The 15843-nt window shown below is 64.5% G+C and carries 18 protein-coding genes; all 18 read left to right on the top strand.

Features of this window, described 5'->3' with window-relative positions:
- The 18 genes from AB433_RS15615 to trbJ all read left to right on the top strand — a co-directional run bounded on the left by AB433_RS15615 (position 1) and on the right by trbJ (position 15829).
- Positions 1-873 (top strand): replication initiator protein A, encoded by an 873-nt coding sequence (locus AB433_RS15615; RefSeq protein WP_047822306.1) that lies wholly within the window; start codon positions 1-3, stop codon positions 871-873.
- 178 nt (positions 874-1051) lie between these two features.
- Positions 1052-1690: a ParA family partition ATPase gene (parA, locus tag AB433_RS15610; protein WP_047822304.1), complete on the top strand. Its 639-nt coding sequence runs from the start codon at positions 1052-1054 to the stop codon at positions 1688-1690.
- A 59-nt stretch (positions 1691-1749) separates the two neighbouring features.
- Positions 1750-1947 (top strand): ribbon-helix-helix protein, encoded by a 198-nt coding sequence (locus AB433_RS15605; protein WP_053059296.1) that lies wholly within the window; start codon positions 1750-1752, stop codon positions 1945-1947.
- On the top strand, positions 1944-2420 hold the full coding sequence (locus tag AB433_RS15600) for a DUF2840 domain-containing protein (protein ID WP_047822300.1): 477 nt from the start codon (positions 1944-1946) through the stop codon (positions 2418-2420). Before AB433_RS15605 ends, AB433_RS15600 begins: the two co-directional genes overlap by 4 nt.
- Positions 2417-2914 (top strand): S26 family signal peptidase, encoded by a 498-nt coding sequence (locus AB433_RS15595; RefSeq protein ID WP_047822298.1) that lies wholly within the window; start codon positions 2417-2419, stop codon positions 2912-2914. Before AB433_RS15600 ends, AB433_RS15595 begins: the two co-directional genes overlap by 4 nt.
- A gap of 54 nt (positions 2915-2968) precedes the next feature.
- Entirely contained in the window at positions 2969-3304 is a 336-nt protein-coding gene (locus AB433_RS15590) for a DUF736 domain-containing protein (protein WP_039577893.1), read from the top strand.
- Positions 3305-3308: 4 nt separating this feature from the next.
- Positions 3309-4037 (top strand): lytic transglycosylase domain-containing protein, encoded by a 729-nt coding sequence (locus AB433_RS15585; protein WP_053059295.1) that lies wholly within the window; start codon positions 3309-3311, stop codon positions 4035-4037.
- 190 nt (positions 4038-4227) lie between these two features.
- Complete coding sequence (locus tag AB433_RS15580; RefSeq protein WP_047822294.1) at positions 4228-5301, top strand: IS110 family RNA-guided transposase; 1074 nt, start codon at positions 4228-4230, stop codon at positions 5299-5301.
- A gap of 520 nt (positions 5302-5821) precedes the next feature.
- Entirely contained in the window at positions 5822-7573 is a 1752-nt protein-coding gene (locus tag AB433_RS15575) for a relaxase/mobilization nuclease domain-containing protein (RefSeq protein ID WP_047822292.1), read from the top strand.
- A gap of 101 nt (positions 7574-7674) precedes the next feature.
- Positions 7675-7872: a type II toxin-antitoxin system VapB family antitoxin gene (locus tag AB433_RS15570; RefSeq protein ID WP_047822290.1), complete on the top strand. Its 198-nt coding sequence runs from the start codon at positions 7675-7677 to the stop codon at positions 7870-7872.
- A complete protein-coding gene (locus AB433_RS15565) occupies positions 7869-8240 on the top strand; it encodes a type II toxin-antitoxin system VapC family toxin (protein ID WP_047822288.1) in 372 nt (123 codons plus the stop codon). Before AB433_RS15570 ends, AB433_RS15565 begins: the two co-directional genes overlap by 4 nt.
- Positions 8241-8422: 182 nt before the next feature.
- Positions 8423-10423: a conjugal transfer protein TraG gene (locus AB433_RS15560; RefSeq protein WP_047822286.1), complete on the top strand. Its 2001-nt coding sequence runs from the start codon at positions 8423-8425 to the stop codon at positions 10421-10423.
- Positions 10424-10439: 16 nt separating this feature from the next.
- Positions 10440-10877, top strand: coding sequence for a CopG domain-containing protein (locus AB433_RS15555; RefSeq protein ID WP_047824279.1), 438 nt, complete (start codon positions 10440-10442; stop codon positions 10875-10877).
- Positions 10878-11069: 192 nt separating this feature from the next.
- Positions 11070-12044 (top strand): P-type conjugative transfer ATPase TrbB, encoded by a 975-nt coding sequence (trbB, locus tag AB433_RS15550; protein WP_047822284.1) that lies wholly within the window; start codon positions 11070-11072, stop codon positions 12042-12044.
- Positions 12041-12373 carry a TrbC/VirB2 family type IV secretion system protein gene (locus AB433_RS15545; RefSeq protein ID WP_047822282.1) on the top strand — a complete coding sequence of 111 codons (333 nt, stop codon included), beginning with the start codon at positions 12041-12043 and terminating at the stop codon, positions 12371-12373. The genes trbB and AB433_RS15545 overlap by 4 nt, the downstream gene beginning before the upstream one ends.
- The gene (locus tag AB433_RS15540) at positions 12373-12645 is read left to right on the top strand and encodes a VirB3 family type IV secretion system protein (RefSeq protein ID WP_047822280.1); all 273 of its coding nucleotides are present in this window, start codon (positions 12373-12375) and stop codon (positions 12643-12645) included. The genes AB433_RS15545 and AB433_RS15540 overlap by 1 nt, the downstream gene beginning before the upstream one ends.
- A gap of 14 nt (positions 12646-12659) precedes the next feature.
- On the top strand, positions 12660-15110 hold the full coding sequence (trbE, locus tag AB433_RS15535; RefSeq protein WP_047822277.1) for a conjugal transfer protein TrbE: 2451 nt from the start codon (positions 12660-12662) through the stop codon (positions 15108-15110).
- Entirely contained in the window at positions 15107-15829 is a 723-nt protein-coding gene (trbJ, locus tag AB433_RS15530) for a P-type conjugative transfer protein TrbJ (protein ID WP_047822275.1), read from the top strand. Before trbE ends, trbJ begins: the two co-directional genes overlap by 4 nt.
- The last annotated feature ends 14 nt before the right edge of the window (positions 15830-15843 follow it).

The following is a 15843-nucleotide window of genomic DNA, read 5'->3' as shown; positions in this document are numbered from 1 at the left end:
ATGTCGCTAAGCAAAGCTCCCGCCCGGCAGCTCGACCTGTTCCGCCCGGCCGGCGGTGATGTCGCACCGCGCGATGCCCAGGATCTGATGAGCTGGCCCTTCTTCTCGCTCGCCAAGAGCAAGCGGGTCGCACCGATCGAGTTTCGCATGGGCGAGGTCACGATTCAGGTCGAGGCGACGCCCGAACATGGCATGGCCACCATATGGGATGCTGATATTCTCATCTGGGCCGCGAGCCAGATCGTCGAGGCGCACGACGCCGGCCTGCCGACCTCTCGCCTGATCGCCGCCACGCCCTATGACATCCTGACCTTTACACGGCGCGGAACCGGCAAAGCCAGCTATGAGCGGCTGCGCGCCGGGCTCGACCGGCTTCAGTCGACCACGATTGCCACCAGCATCCGTCAAACCACCCAGCGGCGGCGCCATCGCTTCTCCTGGATCAACGAATGGCGCGAGCGTCTCGACGGGAAGGGCCGCGCGCTCGGCATCGAGATGATCGTTCCCGACTGGTTCTATGCCGGGGTGCTGGATCACGCGCTCGTCCTTACCATCGACCGCGCCTATTTCAGCCTGACCGGCGGGCTGGAGCGCTGGCTCTATCGCATCTGCCGCAAGCATGGCGGACGGCAGGAACATGGGTGGAGCTTCGACGTCGCTCACCTCCACCTGAAGTCGGGCGTCCTCTCGCCGCTCAAGCGGTTCAGCTTCGAACTGCGCGATATCGTCCGCCGCCAACCCCTGCCCGGATACCGGCTGACCCTCACCTTCGAACTCGGCCGTCACCGGCTGAACATCACTCCGCTCCCCATCGATCCGCTCGACGCCGCCATGCGGCGGATGGGCTACCCGCCTGTGGATAAGTTGCCATGAGACACGGACTATCAGGAACCGCGACTATCGGACGATCGGGAACCCGATCCTCGGACTATCAGGAACCAAAACCACCTATAACGCAATGGAATCATTACACGATTCCGCCCCTTAACATTGCTAACTCTGAATCCTTCGGATTCATGCTAACGGGCTGCGCCCCTGTGGACGAAGCGCGATGATCGTCGCGTTCCTCAATCAGAAGGGCGGCGTCGGCAAGACGACCCTCGCGCTCCACCTGGCTGGCCAGTGGGCCATCACCGGCAAGCGCGTGCTCCTGATCGATGCCGATCCGCAGGGTTCGGCGCTGGACTGGGCCCAGGAGCGCGCGTCGCAAGGCTTGCCGCGACTGTTCAGCGTCGTCGGTCTCGCACGCGACACGCTGCACCACGAGGCGCCGGAGCTGGCGCGCAGCGTCGACCATGTGGTGATCGACGGGCCGCCCCGTGTCGCGGGATTGCTCCGCTCGGCTCTGCTCGCCGCCGATCTCGTCCTCCTGCCGGTGCAGCCATCGCCGCTTGACGGATGGGCTTCGGCCGAGATGCTGACGCTGCTCGATCAGGCCCGCATCTTCAAACCCGCGATCGCGGCGCGGTTCATTCTCAACCGCTATCCTGCGCGCACGCTGATCGGACGCGCCACTGCCGACAATCTTGCTGACCATGATCCGCCTCTGCTGCCGGCCCATGTCGGCCAGCGGGTGATCTTCGCAGATGCGCTGCGAACCGGGCGGCTCGCATCCGAAATGGACTCGGGCAGCATCGCCGCGCGCGAAATCTCCGAATTAGCGCAGCAGGTCGAGAGCTTGCTGCCATGAGCGGTCCGGGCAAATCGTCTCGGCATTTCATTGCCCGGCCGCGCGGTGTTGAATCCTGGGTGTCCGACGGCGATCGGGAACGAACCACGCCGCCAACACGCAGCGCAAACACCGCGCGGCTCACCATCGACGTGACGCCGGAATTGCGGAAGCGGATCAAGCTGGCGGCGCTCCAGCGCGGGCTGACGCTGGCCGATCTGTTGCGCGCCATGCTGGTCGAAGCCTTCCCGGACGAGGATCAGGAGCGCGCCCCATGATCGCCGCCCGCGATGATCGCACCCGCGTCGACCTGCTGTGGATCGAGAAGAAGATCGAGCGCTGGATACGCTTCGGACGCCCTGTCGAGGATCAGATGCTCGACCGGCGCCGTCGCCGCCTCGGTTTCGCTCCTGGCAGCATATTCGCCTTCGTGCGCTGGGCGTCCAACGACTTCGGCACGGTCGTTTCCCGCATCGACATACTGCGCGCGGTCCTTCCGGGGGAACCCTATCAGACCGTGCCCGGCGTCGATCCCGGCGGCGACATTCTGCTGCGGGTTTCCGGCTGGCCGAAGGTCCAGCGCGTGTTCGAAGCGATCGACGCGGTGGACGCCCTCGACATCGATCCCGCCGACGTCGCGCCGGACCATTGGCGCCACGTCCACAATCGTCTCGCCGCCCGCGAAACGCCGCGTCCCTACACGCTGGAGCGCCACCGCGCCTGGCTCGCCCGCAAAGGCTCCCTGCAATGACCTATCCGTGGAAAACGCTCGCGGCGGCCGTCGTCGCGGTCAATCTCATCGCGATCTCCATGTGGATCGATCCACCGCCGCGACTGATCTGGAACGCCAGTCCCAGCGTCCCTATCGGGTTCTACCGCGTGCGGACGGGCGACTCCGTCCCGCGCGGCGCGCTTGCCGTGGTGAAGCCGCCGCCGGACATCGCGCGGTTCCTCGCCGAGGGCGGTTATCTGCCGCTCGGCCTGCCGCTCCTCAAGCGTGTCGCGGCGCTGCCCGGACAGACGGTTTGCCGGACTGGCGACACCATCAGCATCGATGGCCGGACCGTCGCCGTCGCCAAGGCGACCGACCGGCTTGGCCGCGCGCTGCCGGTCTGGACGGGCTGCCGAACGCTCGCAGCCGACCAGCTTTTCTTCCTCAACGCCGACCGCGAGGACAGCCTCGACGGCCGCTATTTCGGACTGCTTCCCGCAGCAACCGTGATCGGTCGGGCGACGCCGATGTGAGCGTTCGCCGTGCCGCGAAATCTCTTCCACCCCGCCAAGCAAAGGAGACTGGCAATGCAACCCAATATCTTCAAACCCACCGATGATGGCTATACGGGCCGCATCCGGTTGTTCGGCATCGATGAGGTTATCGCCCTCGTTCCCGCCGAACCGAGCGATGCAGAAAAAGCGCCGGATTTCCGCGTCCTGCTCGACGACGAACATGGCCCCAGAGTCGGCGCTGCGTGGAAGGATGTCGGCGAACGCGCGGGCGACTATGTCTCGCTGGAGATCGAAAGCCCGTTGTTCGCGGGCCAGACTCTGCGCGCGCATCTCTTCCGCACCGACGACGAGGGTTCGGCTTTCCGCCTGTCGGTAAGCCGTCCGCGTGTCCGCGAAGATCGGAGCTGATCCGGTGCGCCCGCGCTGCTGCACATCGCGCCGCCGGGCGCTGTCGCTGGCGTTGCTCGCAAGTCTTGCGAGTGCGCCGGCGACGGCCATCGCGCGCGGCGAAACCGCCACGGCGCAGTCGTCGTCCGCGGTGACGCCGATCGCCGCTCATGTGGCCGAGGCATCGCGTCGTTTCGGTATCCCGGAGCGCTGGATATGGGCGGTCATGCGTGTCGAGAGCGCGGGCGATGTGACCGCGCTCTCGCACGCTGGAGCCATGGGGCTGATGCAGATCATGCCCGGCACCTGGGCGGAACTTCGCGCGCGTTATCGTCTCGGCCGCAATCCCTACGACCCCCGCGACAACATCATCGCGGGCGCCGCCTATCTTCGTGAATTGCACGATCGTTACGGCAATCCGACTGCAATGCTGGCAGCCTATAACGCTGGCCCGGGACGCTATGATGAGCATCTGGCGACCGGCCGCCCGCTACCGCGAGAGACGCGCGCCTATCTCGCCATGCTCGCGCCGATGGTCGGCGGAGCGCCCGCTCGCGCGCTCGCCAGCGCGCCCGCCGATGCGCTGGCCTGGACCCACGCGCCGCTCTTTTCCCGTCCGGTCAGCGTCACGTCCGGCACAGTTTCGACGCCATCCGTAGCGCCACGGGGCGATGCCGGAGAGATACCAGATCCAGCCCCTTCCGAAGTCGAGGATAGCCTGTTCGTCCCTCTTTCCGGTCACCAGCCGTCATGAGGCGCCCGCTCGCAGGCAGGCGTAGTCTGGGGCGCAACGGCGTTCGCTATCGCATACGAGGCCGGGAAGGCAGGGAAATAAGGGGAGCATTGACCGCGTAATTGGGCCAGCGTCGGGCGATCTCGCCATGGTGCACGGGAAGGCGCAAGGTCGGGGTGTTGTTACACCCCGCAAGAGAGGACGCCCCCCGATGCAATACCATGCCGCACTCGACACTTCCGCCACCACAACTGCGATCTGCGTCGTCAAAGCCAAGGACGGCGAGATCGCGCTGGAGACCAGTGTGACCACCGACCCCGAAGCGATCTGGCAGGCGCTTGAGCCGTATGCGAACCGGCTGCTGCTCGTCGGCCACGAGGCGACCAGTTGGTCGGCCTGGCTGCACCGCGAGCTGGAGAAGCACGGCATCCCGATGGTGCTGCTGGAGACCCATCACGCAGCCCGCATGCTGGACGCCCAGCGCAACAAGACCGACAAGAACGATGCACGCGGGCTTGCTCAACTGGTGCGATCGGGCTGGTTCAAACAGGTTCATGCGAAGAGCGAACGCGCCAACCGGATGAAGCTGCTGCTGGCACACCGACGGACTCTCAAGCGCAAGCTGCTCGACATCGAGAACGAGGTTCGCCAGTCCTTGAAGATGTTCGGTCTGATGGTCGGACCGCGTGTGCAGCGCAGCACCTTCTGCAATCGCGTTCGCGAGCTCGTCGCAGGCGATCCGCTGCTCCAAGTGCTCAGCGAGAGCATGCTGACCTGCTGGCAGGTATTGTGGGACCAGTACCGCGAGCTGCACAAGATGCTCGTTCAGCTGGTCGGCCAGGAGGAGCTGTGCCGCCGCTGGTGCGAGATCCCCGGCGTCGGGCCGGTCACCGCGATGACGTTCATGGCGGCGGTCGACGACCCGCACCGCTTCGCCAAGTCGAAGACGCTGGGCGCGCACTTCGGGCTGACGCCCAAGCGCGAGCAGTCGGGCACCTCGGTCGACCGCGACGGACATATCTCGCGGCGCGGCGACGGCGAGGTTCGAACCGCGCTCTACGAGGCGGCGAGCGGCATGCTCACGCGCTCGAAGCAGCACAGCACGCTTAAAGCTTGGGGCATGAAGATCGCGACTAAGCGCGGTCACAAGCGTGCGGTCGTTGCGGTCGCGCGCAAGCTCGCAGTGATCATGCACCGCATGTGGATCGACGGATCGCGGTTCCGGTTCTCGGCGGCGAACGACCAGCCCGAGAGCAGCGGCAACGCAGTTGCGGTGCAGGCATGACGCACGCGCGCTGCACCACGAGAACGGTTTAACAACGAGGCGATAGCACGAGTTCCGCCGTGATGGCGGTTGGTTGAGGTGGATCGAAGCGGATGCGAAGAGCACGATATCTTGCCGGCGACAGCGCTCCCAGAGAGCGGTCAATCGCGCGTGATTGGATGTGTGGCCTCGCGATCCCGACGCGGACATGTGCGCCTGCATGGCATGCAGGGCGGAGCACGAACGATTGCGGGGACCACCCCACACCAGAGCGCCAATACTGGCGTGCTCTATCGACTACTAGCACACTTGAATGTATGACTTGGAAAGGAGAGCGAAGATGCAGAAACGGGCCAAGAATAAGGGCCCAATTACGATCGCAAGATAAAAGGACCGCCAGCAGGCGTGGTCCATATGGTTGGTTGGGCCGGGCTTTTCCGTATGGCATCCGATGCGGCCTGCCAGCTTCCTTTCCTGAGAACTTCGGGAAATCGGAAATCCTGCGTCTGGCAGCCCGATTATCTGCACATTGGGCCTCGCGATGAGTGGCCCCGACGACGATTTTCAGATCAGGCCGGGACGGCCGCGTGACGGCGGAGCGAAAGGCCGGCAGGCTTCATTCGTCGGCCAGGTCATGCGCGCGGCCAACAAGGGCGGTCGCGGCGGACGTGCCTATACTCCTCGACGCAAGGGCGGCGGGGTTTCCCGGTTCGGACGCGGCACCGTATCGGCCCCGCGTCGTGTGCGGCGGGCATCGGATCGGCGTGTCGTCGTGAAGATGCGGATCGTGCAGCATCGGGGCCTCAAGTTCCGGGCAGCGCCCATCGCCCGGCACGCCAACTATCTTGAACGCGAAGGTGTCACCCGCGACGGCGCTCCGGGCCGGCTGTTCGATGCGGTCGGGGACCAGGCCGACGCGGGCGCCTTCGCCGAGCGTTGCAAGGACGACCGCCACCACTTCCGTGTCATCATTTCACCGGAGGATGCGATCGAGATGCAGGACCTGCGCGCCTTCACCCGTGAACTGATGGCCGACACCCAGCGCGATCTCGGCACCTCGCTGGACTGGGTGGCGATCGACCACTGGAATACCGACGATCCGCATATTCATGTACTCGTGCGCGGCCGCGCCAATGATGGGGGCGACCTCGTCATCAGCCGCGACTATATCCGCGAGGGTTTCCGCAATCGGGCCGAGGACCGCGCGACGCTCGAACTCGGCCCGCGCACCCAACGCGAAATCCAGGCCGCGCTTGTTCGCGAGGTCGATGCGGATCGCTGGACCAGCCTTGATCGCACGTTGCGGGATATCGCCGATCGTCATGGCGGCATCGTCGATCTGCGTCCTGAGCCGAACGGTGCGGCCCGCGAAAACCGGAACCTCCTTGTGGGCCGCGCCCAGAAACTCGAGGCGCTGGGCCTGGTCGATCCGATTGGCCCCGTCGCCTGGACCGTTCGACCGGGACTGCAAGAAAGGCTACGCGACCTCGGCATTCGCGGCGACATCGTCAAGACGATGCACAAGGCGATGATGAATGACACGCCCAACCCCGATGTATCCCGCTTCGCAATCCATCATTCACCGCCGGTCGATCCCGTTGTCGGCCGTCTCGTTGCGCGCGGGCTTTATGATGAACTGCACGGAAGTGCCTATGCAGTGGTCGACGGTATCGACGGCCGCACCCACCACCTTCGCTTCGACGACCTCAACATGACCGGGGACGCCAAACCGGGTGCGATCGTCGAATTGCGCTCATGGGAAGACGCCAGGGGCCGGCAGCGCCATTCGCTTGCGACGCGTTCGGATCTGTCGCTGGGCCAGCAGATCACCGCCGAGGGCGTGACTTGGCTCGACCGCAATCTGGTCGCGCGCGAACAGCCGACGCTTGGTGGCGGGTTCGGTGCCGAGGTTGCCTCAGCCCTGGATGCCCGCTGCGACCGTCTCGAAAAGGAAGGTCTCGCGCAGCGGCGCGGTCAACGTGTGGTCTTCGCTCGTGCCCTTGCCGAAACCTTAAAGGAGCGCGAGCTGCTGCGGGCGCAGACCGATATTGCAGACCGGACTGGCCTCGCGCCGCAGTCGTCAGCACCGGGCGAGCATGTCGCGGGGATCTATCGCGAGCGCGTGACACTCGCATCCGGTCGGTACGCGATGATCGATAATGGCCTGGGCTTCCAGCTCGTGCCCTGGCGCCCGGCGCTTGAACAGCATCTGGGGCAGCATGTCTCCGGAACGATGACGCCAGGCGGCGCGGTCGACTGGACCTTCGGGCGGCAGCGCGGGCTGGGGCTGTAGGTCTATTCGTGTGAAGGCGCAGGAGTGCTGGCAATCATACCAGGCATTGAAATCGGCATCATTCGATGATAAATTCGTGCCTACAGAGAAAAGGTCACGAAATGCGAACAACTATCGTTCTTGATGACGAACAGCTTGCGAAGGCACAGGCATTCACTGGTCTCAAAGAGAAATCTCAGCTCGTGCGCGAGGCGTTCAAGGCCCTCATCGAACGCGAAAGTGCTCGGCGTCTCGTCTTGCTTGGCGGAAGCGAACCCGACCTTGAAATCCCAGCCCGCCGCCGGTCCACCGCTGAATGATTCTCGTCGATAGCACTGTCTGGGTTGATCACCTCAGGCAAGGCGATCCGCTGCTTGTGAGCCGCCTCGAAGCCGGGCTTGTCTTCAGCCACCCGTTCATCATCGGCGAGATCGCGCTGGGCAGTTTGCGACAGCGCGACAAGGTGCTTTCGTCGCTACGGGATTTGCCACGAACGAAGCAGGCCACCGACGAAGAGGTTCAGGCGTTCATTGAGCATCAGCCTCTCTACAGCCTCGGCATCGGCTACGTTGACGCCCATCTACTCGCAGCCACACGGCTGACAACGGGAATGCGTCTATGGACACGCGATAGGCGCTTGAATGACATAGCAACGCGCCTTGGAGTTGCTGAAGCCGTTCAGCACTAACGTTCGACTGGGCGACGGGGACACGTTCGAGCGCCTGGCAGAAACGGCGTGCCCCTGCTCGCTTACGCCATTTCTTGTATTTGCGCGCTATAGCCGCCATCTCTACGCAGAAGTTCTATAACCCCTTGTATTTGCGTTGTTCCGAACCCGACCTTTAGGCAATTTGCCGGGAAGGAAGGGTTATGTCGGCCACCAAGATACTGTGGGGCCAAATCCTCGCAGTCTTCACCATTGTTCTCACATCGGTCTGGTGCGCAACCCAGTGGACGGCTGCGGCGCTCGCGCATCAACCTCAGCTCGGACAGCCCTGGTTCGTGCTCGGCGACTGGCCGATCTATCCGCCACCCGCCTTCTTCTGGTGGTGGTTCTCGTTCGACGCCTATGCGCCCGACATTTTCCTGCGCGGCGCCTACATCGCTGTGTCGGGCGGGTTCATCTCGATTGCGGTCGCGATCGGCATGTCGGTCTGGCGTGCGCGCGAACTCAAGAACGCCGAAACCTATGGGTCGGCGCGCTGGGCGACCGAGCAGGAGGCGCGCACCGCCGGGTTGCTCGGCGACGATGGCGTCATCCTCGGCAAGCTCGGCGCGGACTATCTCCGCCACGATGGTCCTGAGCATGTGCTGTGTTTCGCGCCGACGCGATCCGGCAAAGGCGTCGGCCTCGTCGTTCCCAGCCTCCTGACCTGGCCGGGATCGGCCATTGTTCACGACATCAAGGGCGAGAACTGGGGGCTGACGGCTGGTTTCCGCAGCAAGTTCGGCAAGGTGCTGTTGTTCGATCCGACCAATGCGTCGAGCGCCGCCTATAATCCGCTGCTCGAAGTACGCCGCGGCGAATGGGAGGTGCGCGACGTCCAGAACATCGCCGACATTTTGGTCGACCCCGAAGGATCGCTCGAAAAGCGCAACCACTGGGAGAAAACCAGCCATGCGCTACTGGTCGGCGCTATTCTCCACGTCCTATACGCCGAGCCCGACAAAACATTGGCCGGCATCGCCAACTTCCTCTCCGATCCGAGCCGCCCGATCGAGACGACGCTGCGCGCGATGATGTTGACCTCGCATCTGGGTGAAGCCGGCGTCCATCCCGTCGTTGCCTCGGCCGCGCGCGAGCTTCTCAACAAGAGCGAAAACGAGCGTTCGGGCGTCCTCTCCACCGCCATGAGCTTTCTCGGTCTGTACCGAGATCCAGTCGTGGCGACCGTCACCCGGCAATGTGACTGGCGCATCGCCGATCTTGTCGGCGGGCCGCATCCGATTTCGCTCTATCTCGTCGTACCGCCGTCCGACATCAACCGGACCAAGCCGCTTGTTCGCCTCATCCTCAACCAGGTCGGGCGCAGGCTGACCGAGGAGCTGACCTCAACCGCCAAGCGCCAGCGCCTTCTGCTGATGCTCGACGAGTTTCCGGCGTTGGGACGATTGGATTTTTTCGAATCCGCGCTCGCCTTCATGGCTGGATACGGCATGAAGTCCTTCCTGATCGCCCAGTCGCTCAACCAGATCGAGAAGGCTTACGGCACCAACCACTCCATCCTCGACAACTGCCATGTCCGGGTCTCGTTTGCCACCAACGACGAGAGAACCGCAAAACGAGTATCGGACGCGCTGGGCACCGGGACCGAGATGCGGGCGATGAAGAACTATGCGGGCCATCGGCTCTCACCATGGCTTGGCCATCTGATGGTGTCGCGTTCTGAGACCGCCCGTCAGCTTCTCACCCCTGGTGAGATCATGCAGCTCCCGCCCGACGACGAGATCGTCATGGTAGCGGGCACACCCCCGGTGCGGGCGAAGAAAGCGCGCTATTTCACCGATCCGCGCCTCACGCGTCGGTTATTGCCGGCGCCGAAGCCCGATCAGTCCCGGAAACCGCCGCGTCCCGATGACTGGACCGGGATCGAATCGCCGCCGTCACCCGACAATAGGCCTCCCGGTCAATCCGGGGGCGCAGAAACCAGCCCTGTGGAGGCCAGCGAAAGCGACGATGCCAGCGCCAATATCCGGCGCGAGCCGGGTCTTCCCGATCATGAAGAGATCGTCCGCGAGAAGCCGGCCCCGGTCCGGGAATTCGAGTTCGACGAACCGGACAATGCCACTGACGACGCGTCCGCGCAGGGCCGAATGCACCGAGTCGCCCGCATCACGAGCCTCGATCCCGGTGACGGCATCGAACTTTGACAACGAGGCAGAGACCATGCGTGTCAAACGAACCTACCGGCTGCCGCCCGATCTCGCGGACCAGATCGAGGATTATGCCGCCCGCAAGCGGGTGCCGCAGACTCAAATCATCGAGGCGGCGCTACTGTCTTTCTTGTCGCCGGATGGCCCCGAGCGTCTGGAAGCTGCCCTGGCGCGCCGTCTCGATCGCCTGTCGCGTCAATTGGATCGGCTCGAGCAGAACATCACGATATCGAACGAAGCCATCGCGCTTTTCGTCCGCTTCTGGCTCACTACGACGCCGCCCTTGCCGGACACGGCGCTGGGCGCCGCGAAGTCTAGCGGCAATGAGCGCTATAAGGGGTTCATCGAAGCCCTGGGCCGCCGGGTGGAAACCGGGTCTAGCCTTGCGCGCGAGATTTCGCGCGACGTTGATTCGCAAGCGCGTGGTCCCGCAACCGGGTTCGAAGATTGATCGCGGCCTACGCCCGCCTTTCTATTACTTCGACCAGCTACGCTGAACGCAAATAGTTGTTGCGATAGCGGTTTTTCTGTCTCTTCTAGCTGTCCCCATCCCCCCGCGCACATCGCGCGGTGGACGAAATCAGGGGACACTCACTTGGCTACCACCAGTCTCAAATCGGAGAGTTTGTCTCGCGGCGCCCGGATGCTCCGCACGGCGCTGGGCGCTTCGATCGCGGGCTGGTTGGCGGACCCGAAGACAGTCGAGGTGATGCTGAACCCCGATGGCCGGCTGTGGCTCGACCAGCTGGGCGAAGGCCTGTCCGATACAGGAGACCGGCTCGTGCCCGCGGACGGCGAGCGGATCATCCGGCTGGTCGCGCATCATGTCGGCGCCGAAGTTCATGCAGGCAGCCCGCGCGTCTCGGCGGAGCTGCCGGAAAGCGGGGAACGGTTCGAGGGGCTGTTGCCGCCCGTCGTCGCAGGCCCCGCCTTTGCGATCCGCAAGCCCGCCGTCGCCGTCTTCACCCTCGACGATTATGTTGCTGACGGCATTCTGACGCGCTTGCAGGCGTCGGCGCTTCAAATCGCGGTCGCCGACAAGGCCAATATCCTGGTCGCCGGAGGCACCGGAACTGGCAAGACCACGCTGACCAATGCACTCCTCGCCGAGATCGCCAAGACCGACGATCGGGTCGTTCTGATCGAGGATACGCGCGAACTCCAGTGCAGCGCCCCCAATCTAGTGGCGATGCGGACCAAGGACGGCGTCGCCAGCCTTTCGGATCTCGTGCGCTCCTCTTTGCGCCTGCGGCCCGATCGGATTCCGATTGGCGAGGTGCGCGGCGCCGAGGCCCTCGATCTCCTCAAGGCCTGGGGCACGGGTCATCCGGGCGGCGTCGGCACGATCCATGCCGGTACAGCGATCGGCGCCCTGCGCCGAATGGAGCAGCTCATCCAGGAAGCGGTGGTGACTGTGCCACGCGCTCTGATCGCCGAGACGATCGATTTCGTCGCGGTCCTTGTGCGCGATGGCCATGGCCGCCGCCTCTCCGAACTGGCCCGCGTCGACGGGCTCAATGCCGCCGGTGAATATGCGCTGCGCCAGCTACCGGGCCCGCTCGAGCCCATCCGCACCGCGCCAGAATTCCCGACCCCCACAGCAGGAGAACTCGCATGACCAACGCACTTTCCCGTCTTCGCAGCGCCGCGAACACGGCGATGATCGGCCTCGTGGCCGCGCTCGCAATGTCGAGCGCGGCCAAAGCGTCGGGCTCCTCGATGCCCTGGGAAGCGCCGCTTCAGTCGATTCTTCAGTCGATTGAGGGGCCGGTGGCGAAGATCGTCGCGGTCATCATCATTATAGTGACCGGCCTGACCCTGGCGTTCGGCGACACCAATGGCGGGTTCCGACGCCTGATCCAGATCGTGTTTGGTCTTTCGATCGCCTTTGCCGCCAGTTCCTTCTTCCTCTCCTTCTTCAGCTTCGGCGGCGGGGCCGTCATCTGATGCAGGGCGGCGGCGATGAAATCGCGGGTTTTTACGCCCCCGTCCACCGGGCGCTGACCGAGCCCATCTTGCTCGGCGGCGCCCCGCGCACGCTCGCCATCGCCAATGGCACGCTGGCGGCCGCGATCGGTCTAGGTCTCCAGCTCTGGATCGCAGGCGGCGTGTTCTGGCTGGTCGGCCATCTCGCAGCCGTCTGGGCCGCGCGCCGCGATGTGCAGTTCGCCGACGTCGCCCGCCGTCACCTCCGATACCCCGCCTATTTGCGCGTCTGACGAGGAGCGCCGCCATGATGAACCTCGCCGAATATCGCAGCCGCGCCACTTGGCTCAGCGACTTCCTGCCCTGGGCCGCGCTGATTGCAGAGGGCGTAGTCCTCAACAAGGACGGCTCCTTCCAGCGCACCGCGCGCTTCCGTGGTCCCGATCTCGATTCCGCGACACCCTCCGAACTGGTAGGCGTTACCCATCGGCTCAACAATGCGCTCCGCCGTCTGGGATCGGGATGGTCGATCTTCGTCGAAGCCCAGCGAGTGCCGTCCGACGACTATCCCATTTCGGACTTTCCCGATCCCGTGTCGGCCCTAGTCGACGAGGAACGCCGGGCACAATTCGTCGATGCCGGCGCGCATTTCGAGAGCCGCTACTATCTCACGCTACTCTGGATGCCGCCCGCCGAGGATGCAGCCCGCACCGAAAGCTGGCTCTACGAGGGCAAGACGAAGGACGGGGTCGATCCCTGGGGACTGGTCAAGAGCTTCACCGATCGCGCGGGGCAGCTCCTCAATCTGATCGAAGGGTTCGTGCCCGAAGCGGCTTGGCTCGATGATAGCCAGACGTTGACCTATCTCCACTCCACGATCTCGACCCGGCGTCAGCGCGTCCGCGTACCCGAGACGCCGATATATCTCGATGCGCTGCTGGCGGACGAACCGCTGACCGGCGGACTCGAACCGCGGCTGGGCGACCACCATCTGCGCGTGCTCACGGTCATCGGCTTTCCGACGATGACCTGGCCCGGCATTCTCGACGAACTGAATCGGCTCGCCTTTCCCTATCGCTGGTCCACGCGCGCGATCATGCTCGACAAGAGCGACGCGACGAAGCTGCTGAGCAAAATCCGGCGGCAATGGTTCGCAAAGCGCAAATCCATCGCCGCCATCGTCAAGGAGGTTATGACCAACGAAGCGTCGGTGCTCATGGATAGCGACGCCTCGAACAAGGCGGCCGATGCCGACGCCGCCTTGCAGGAACTGGGCGCCGATGATGTCGGCGAGGCATATGTGACCGCGACCGTCACCGTCTGGGACGAAGATCCGGGCATCGCGGCCGAGAAACTTCGCCTCGTCGAGAAGATCATCCAGAGCCGGGACTTCACCTGCATCCCGGAAGGCATGAATGCGATCGAGGCCTGGCTCGGATCGCTCCCTGGCCATGTTTATGCCAATGTCCGGCAGCCCCCGCTCTCGACTTTGAACCTCGCCCATATGATCCCACTCTCGGCGATCTGGGCAGGACAGGTGCGCGACGAGCATTTCAAGGCACCGCCGCTCCTGTTTGCCAAGACAGAGGGCAGCACGCCGTTTCGCCTGTCGCTGCATGTCGGCGATGTCGGACATACGCTGGTCGTCGGTCCGACTGGCGCGGGCAAATCCGTGCTGCTCGCGACCATGGCGCTCCAGTTCCGCCGCTATCCCGGCAGCCAGATCTTCGCCTTCGATTTCGGCGGCTCGATCCGGGCCGCGGCGCTCGGCATGGATGGCGACTGGCAGAATCTCGGTGGAAGCCTGTTTGCAACCGACGTTGAGGTGGAAGATGCCGGCGGCGTCCTGTTGCAACCGCTTGCCCGGATCGATGATGCCGCCGAACGCGCATGGGCGGCCGAATGGCTCGCCGGCATCCTCGAATCCGAAGGCGCGACCGTCGACCCGCGGGCCAAGGACCATATCTGGTCGGCACTGACTTCGCTCGCTAGCGCGCCGCCGGGCGAACGTACGCTCACCGGCCTTGCAGTTCTATTGCAGTCCCAGGATTTAAAGCAGGCGCTCGCGCCCTGGTGTGTTGGCGGCGCATGGGGCCGATTGCTGGACGCCGAACAGGAGCGACTCGGCACGGCATCAGTCCAGGCGTTCGAGACCGAAGGGCTGATGGACAGCGGAGCGGCGGCGGCCGTGCTCGTCTATCTTTTCCACCGCATCGCCGGGCGGCTAGATGGCTCGCCCACGCTCATCATCATCGACGAGGGTTGGCTGGCGCTGAACTCGCCCGCCTTCGCGCGCCAGCTTTCGACCTGGCTGGTGACGTTGCGCAAGAAGAACGCCAGCGTCATCTTCGCCACCCAGTCGCTCTCGCAGATCGAGAGCAGCAGTGTGGCGCCGGCGATTATCGAAAGCTGCAAGACTCGTATTCTGCTGCCGAACGAACGCGCGCTCGAACCGCAGATCGCCCGCATCTATCGCGCTTTCGGCCTCAACGACCGGCAGATAGAGATCCTCGCGCGAGCAACGCCCAAGCGGGACTATTATTGCCAGAGTCCGCGCGGCAACCGCCTGTTCGAGCTGGGCCTAGGCGATGTCGCGCTCGCCTTCACGGCGGCCTCGTCCAAGACCGACCAGATCACCATCGGCGAACTGATGGAGGTCCACGGGCAGGACGGCTTCGCCGCGGCCTGGCTCCGGCATCGCGGTCTCGAATGGGCCGCCGATCTTCTGCCTGCTTTCACTGAGGAGAACCCGCTATGACCCGTCATTCCCTTCGTCGCAGCCTCATCGCCGGCATCGCCGTGCTGGGGCTCACCACCGTTTCAGTGCCAGCTAATGCCCAGCTCGGGTTCGGCGGGATCGTCTATGATCCCACCAACTACGCGCAAAACGTGCTGACGGCGGCGCGGTCGCTTCAGCAAATCAACAACCAGATCCAACAAATCCAGCAGCAGGCGACCTCCCTCGTTAACGAGGCCCGCAATCTTGCCTCGCTGCCGTTCAGTAGCTTGAATGAACTCCAGACGCAGATCCAGCAAACCCGTCAGTTGATGAGCGAGGCGCAGCGCATCGCTTATGATGTGCAGACGATCGAGGACGCCTTCACCGCCCGCTATCGGGGCGTCGATATGAGCGCGTCGGATGCGACGCTGATCGCCAATGCCCGCGAGCGTTGGCGGGATAGCGTCGGCAGCTTCGAGGACGCTTTGCGCGTTCAGGCCGGCGTCGTCGGCAATATCGAAGGTTCGCAGACTGCGATGGCCAACATCGTCGGCGCCAGCCAGTCCGCGACCGGCGCACTCCAGGTAGCGCAGGCGGGCAACCAGCTTCTCGCCCTGCAAACGCAGCAGATCGCCGACCTCACCGCGCTGATTGCCGCACAGAGCCGTGCCCAGGCGCTCGAATCCGCGCGCAACGCCGCCACCGAGGAACAAGGCCGCGAGCATTTCCGCCGCTTTATGCGCCGCAGCGGCCAGTAACTCAGCGATGGCCC

It is taken from the genome of Croceicoccus naphthovorans (genome assembly GCF_001028705.1).
In the GTDB taxonomy this organism is placed as follows: domain Bacteria; phylum Pseudomonadota; class Alphaproteobacteria; order Sphingomonadales; family Sphingomonadaceae; genus Croceicoccus; species Croceicoccus naphthovorans.
This window is presented reverse-complemented; position numbering and strand designations above follow the sequence as displayed.

Excerpts from the sequence above, each read along its gene's own strand:
- AB433_RS15615 (WP_047822306.1), top strand. The coding sequence starts at position 1 with ATGTCGCTAAGCAAAGCTCCCGCCCGGCAGCTCGACCTGTTCCGCCCG.
- parA (WP_047822304.1), top strand. The coding sequence starts at position 1,052 with ATGATCGTCGCGTTCCTCAATCAGAAGGGCGGCGTCGGCAAGACGACC.
- AB433_RS15600 (WP_047822300.1), top strand. The coding sequence starts at position 1,944 with ATGATCGCCGCCCGCGATGATCGCACCCGCGTCGACCTGCTGTGGATC.
- AB433_RS15595 (WP_047822298.1), top strand. The coding sequence starts at position 2,417 with ATGACCTATCCGTGGAAAACGCTCGCGGCGGCCGTCGTCGCGGTCAAT.
- AB433_RS15590 (WP_039577893.1), top strand. The coding sequence starts at position 2,969 with ATGCAACCCAATATCTTCAAACCCACCGATGATGGCTATACGGGCCGC.
- AB433_RS15580 (WP_047822294.1), top strand. The coding sequence starts at position 4,228 with ATGCAATACCATGCCGCACTCGACACTTCCGCCACCACAACTGCGATC.
- AB433_RS15575 (WP_047822292.1), top strand. The coding sequence starts at position 5,822 with ATGAGTGGCCCCGACGACGATTTTCAGATCAGGCCGGGACGGCCGCGT.
- AB433_RS15570 (WP_047822290.1), top strand. The coding sequence starts at position 7,675 with ATGCGAACAACTATCGTTCTTGATGACGAACAGCTTGCGAAGGCACAG.
- AB433_RS15565 (WP_047822288.1), top strand. The coding sequence starts at position 7,869 with ATGATTCTCGTCGATAGCACTGTCTGGGTTGATCACCTCAGGCAAGGC.
- AB433_RS15560 (WP_047822286.1), top strand. The coding sequence starts at position 8,423 with ATGTCGGCCACCAAGATACTGTGGGGCCAAATCCTCGCAGTCTTCACC.
- AB433_RS15555 (WP_047824279.1), top strand. The coding sequence starts at position 10,440 with ATGCGTGTCAAACGAACCTACCGGCTGCCGCCCGATCTCGCGGACCAG.
- trbB (WP_047822284.1), top strand. The coding sequence starts at position 11,070 with ATGCTCCGCACGGCGCTGGGCGCTTCGATCGCGGGCTGGTTGGCGGAC.
- AB433_RS15545 (WP_047822282.1), top strand. The coding sequence starts at position 12,041 with ATGACCAACGCACTTTCCCGTCTTCGCAGCGCCGCGAACACGGCGATG.
- AB433_RS15540 (WP_047822280.1), top strand. The coding sequence starts at position 12,373 with ATGCAGGGCGGCGGCGATGAAATCGCGGGTTTTTACGCCCCCGTCCAC.
- trbE (WP_047822277.1), top strand. The coding sequence starts at position 12,660 with ATGATGAACCTCGCCGAATATCGCAGCCGCGCCACTTGGCTCAGCGAC.
- trbJ (WP_047822275.1), top strand. The coding sequence starts at position 15,107 with ATGACCCGTCATTCCCTTCGTCGCAGCCTCATCGCCGGCATCGCCGTG.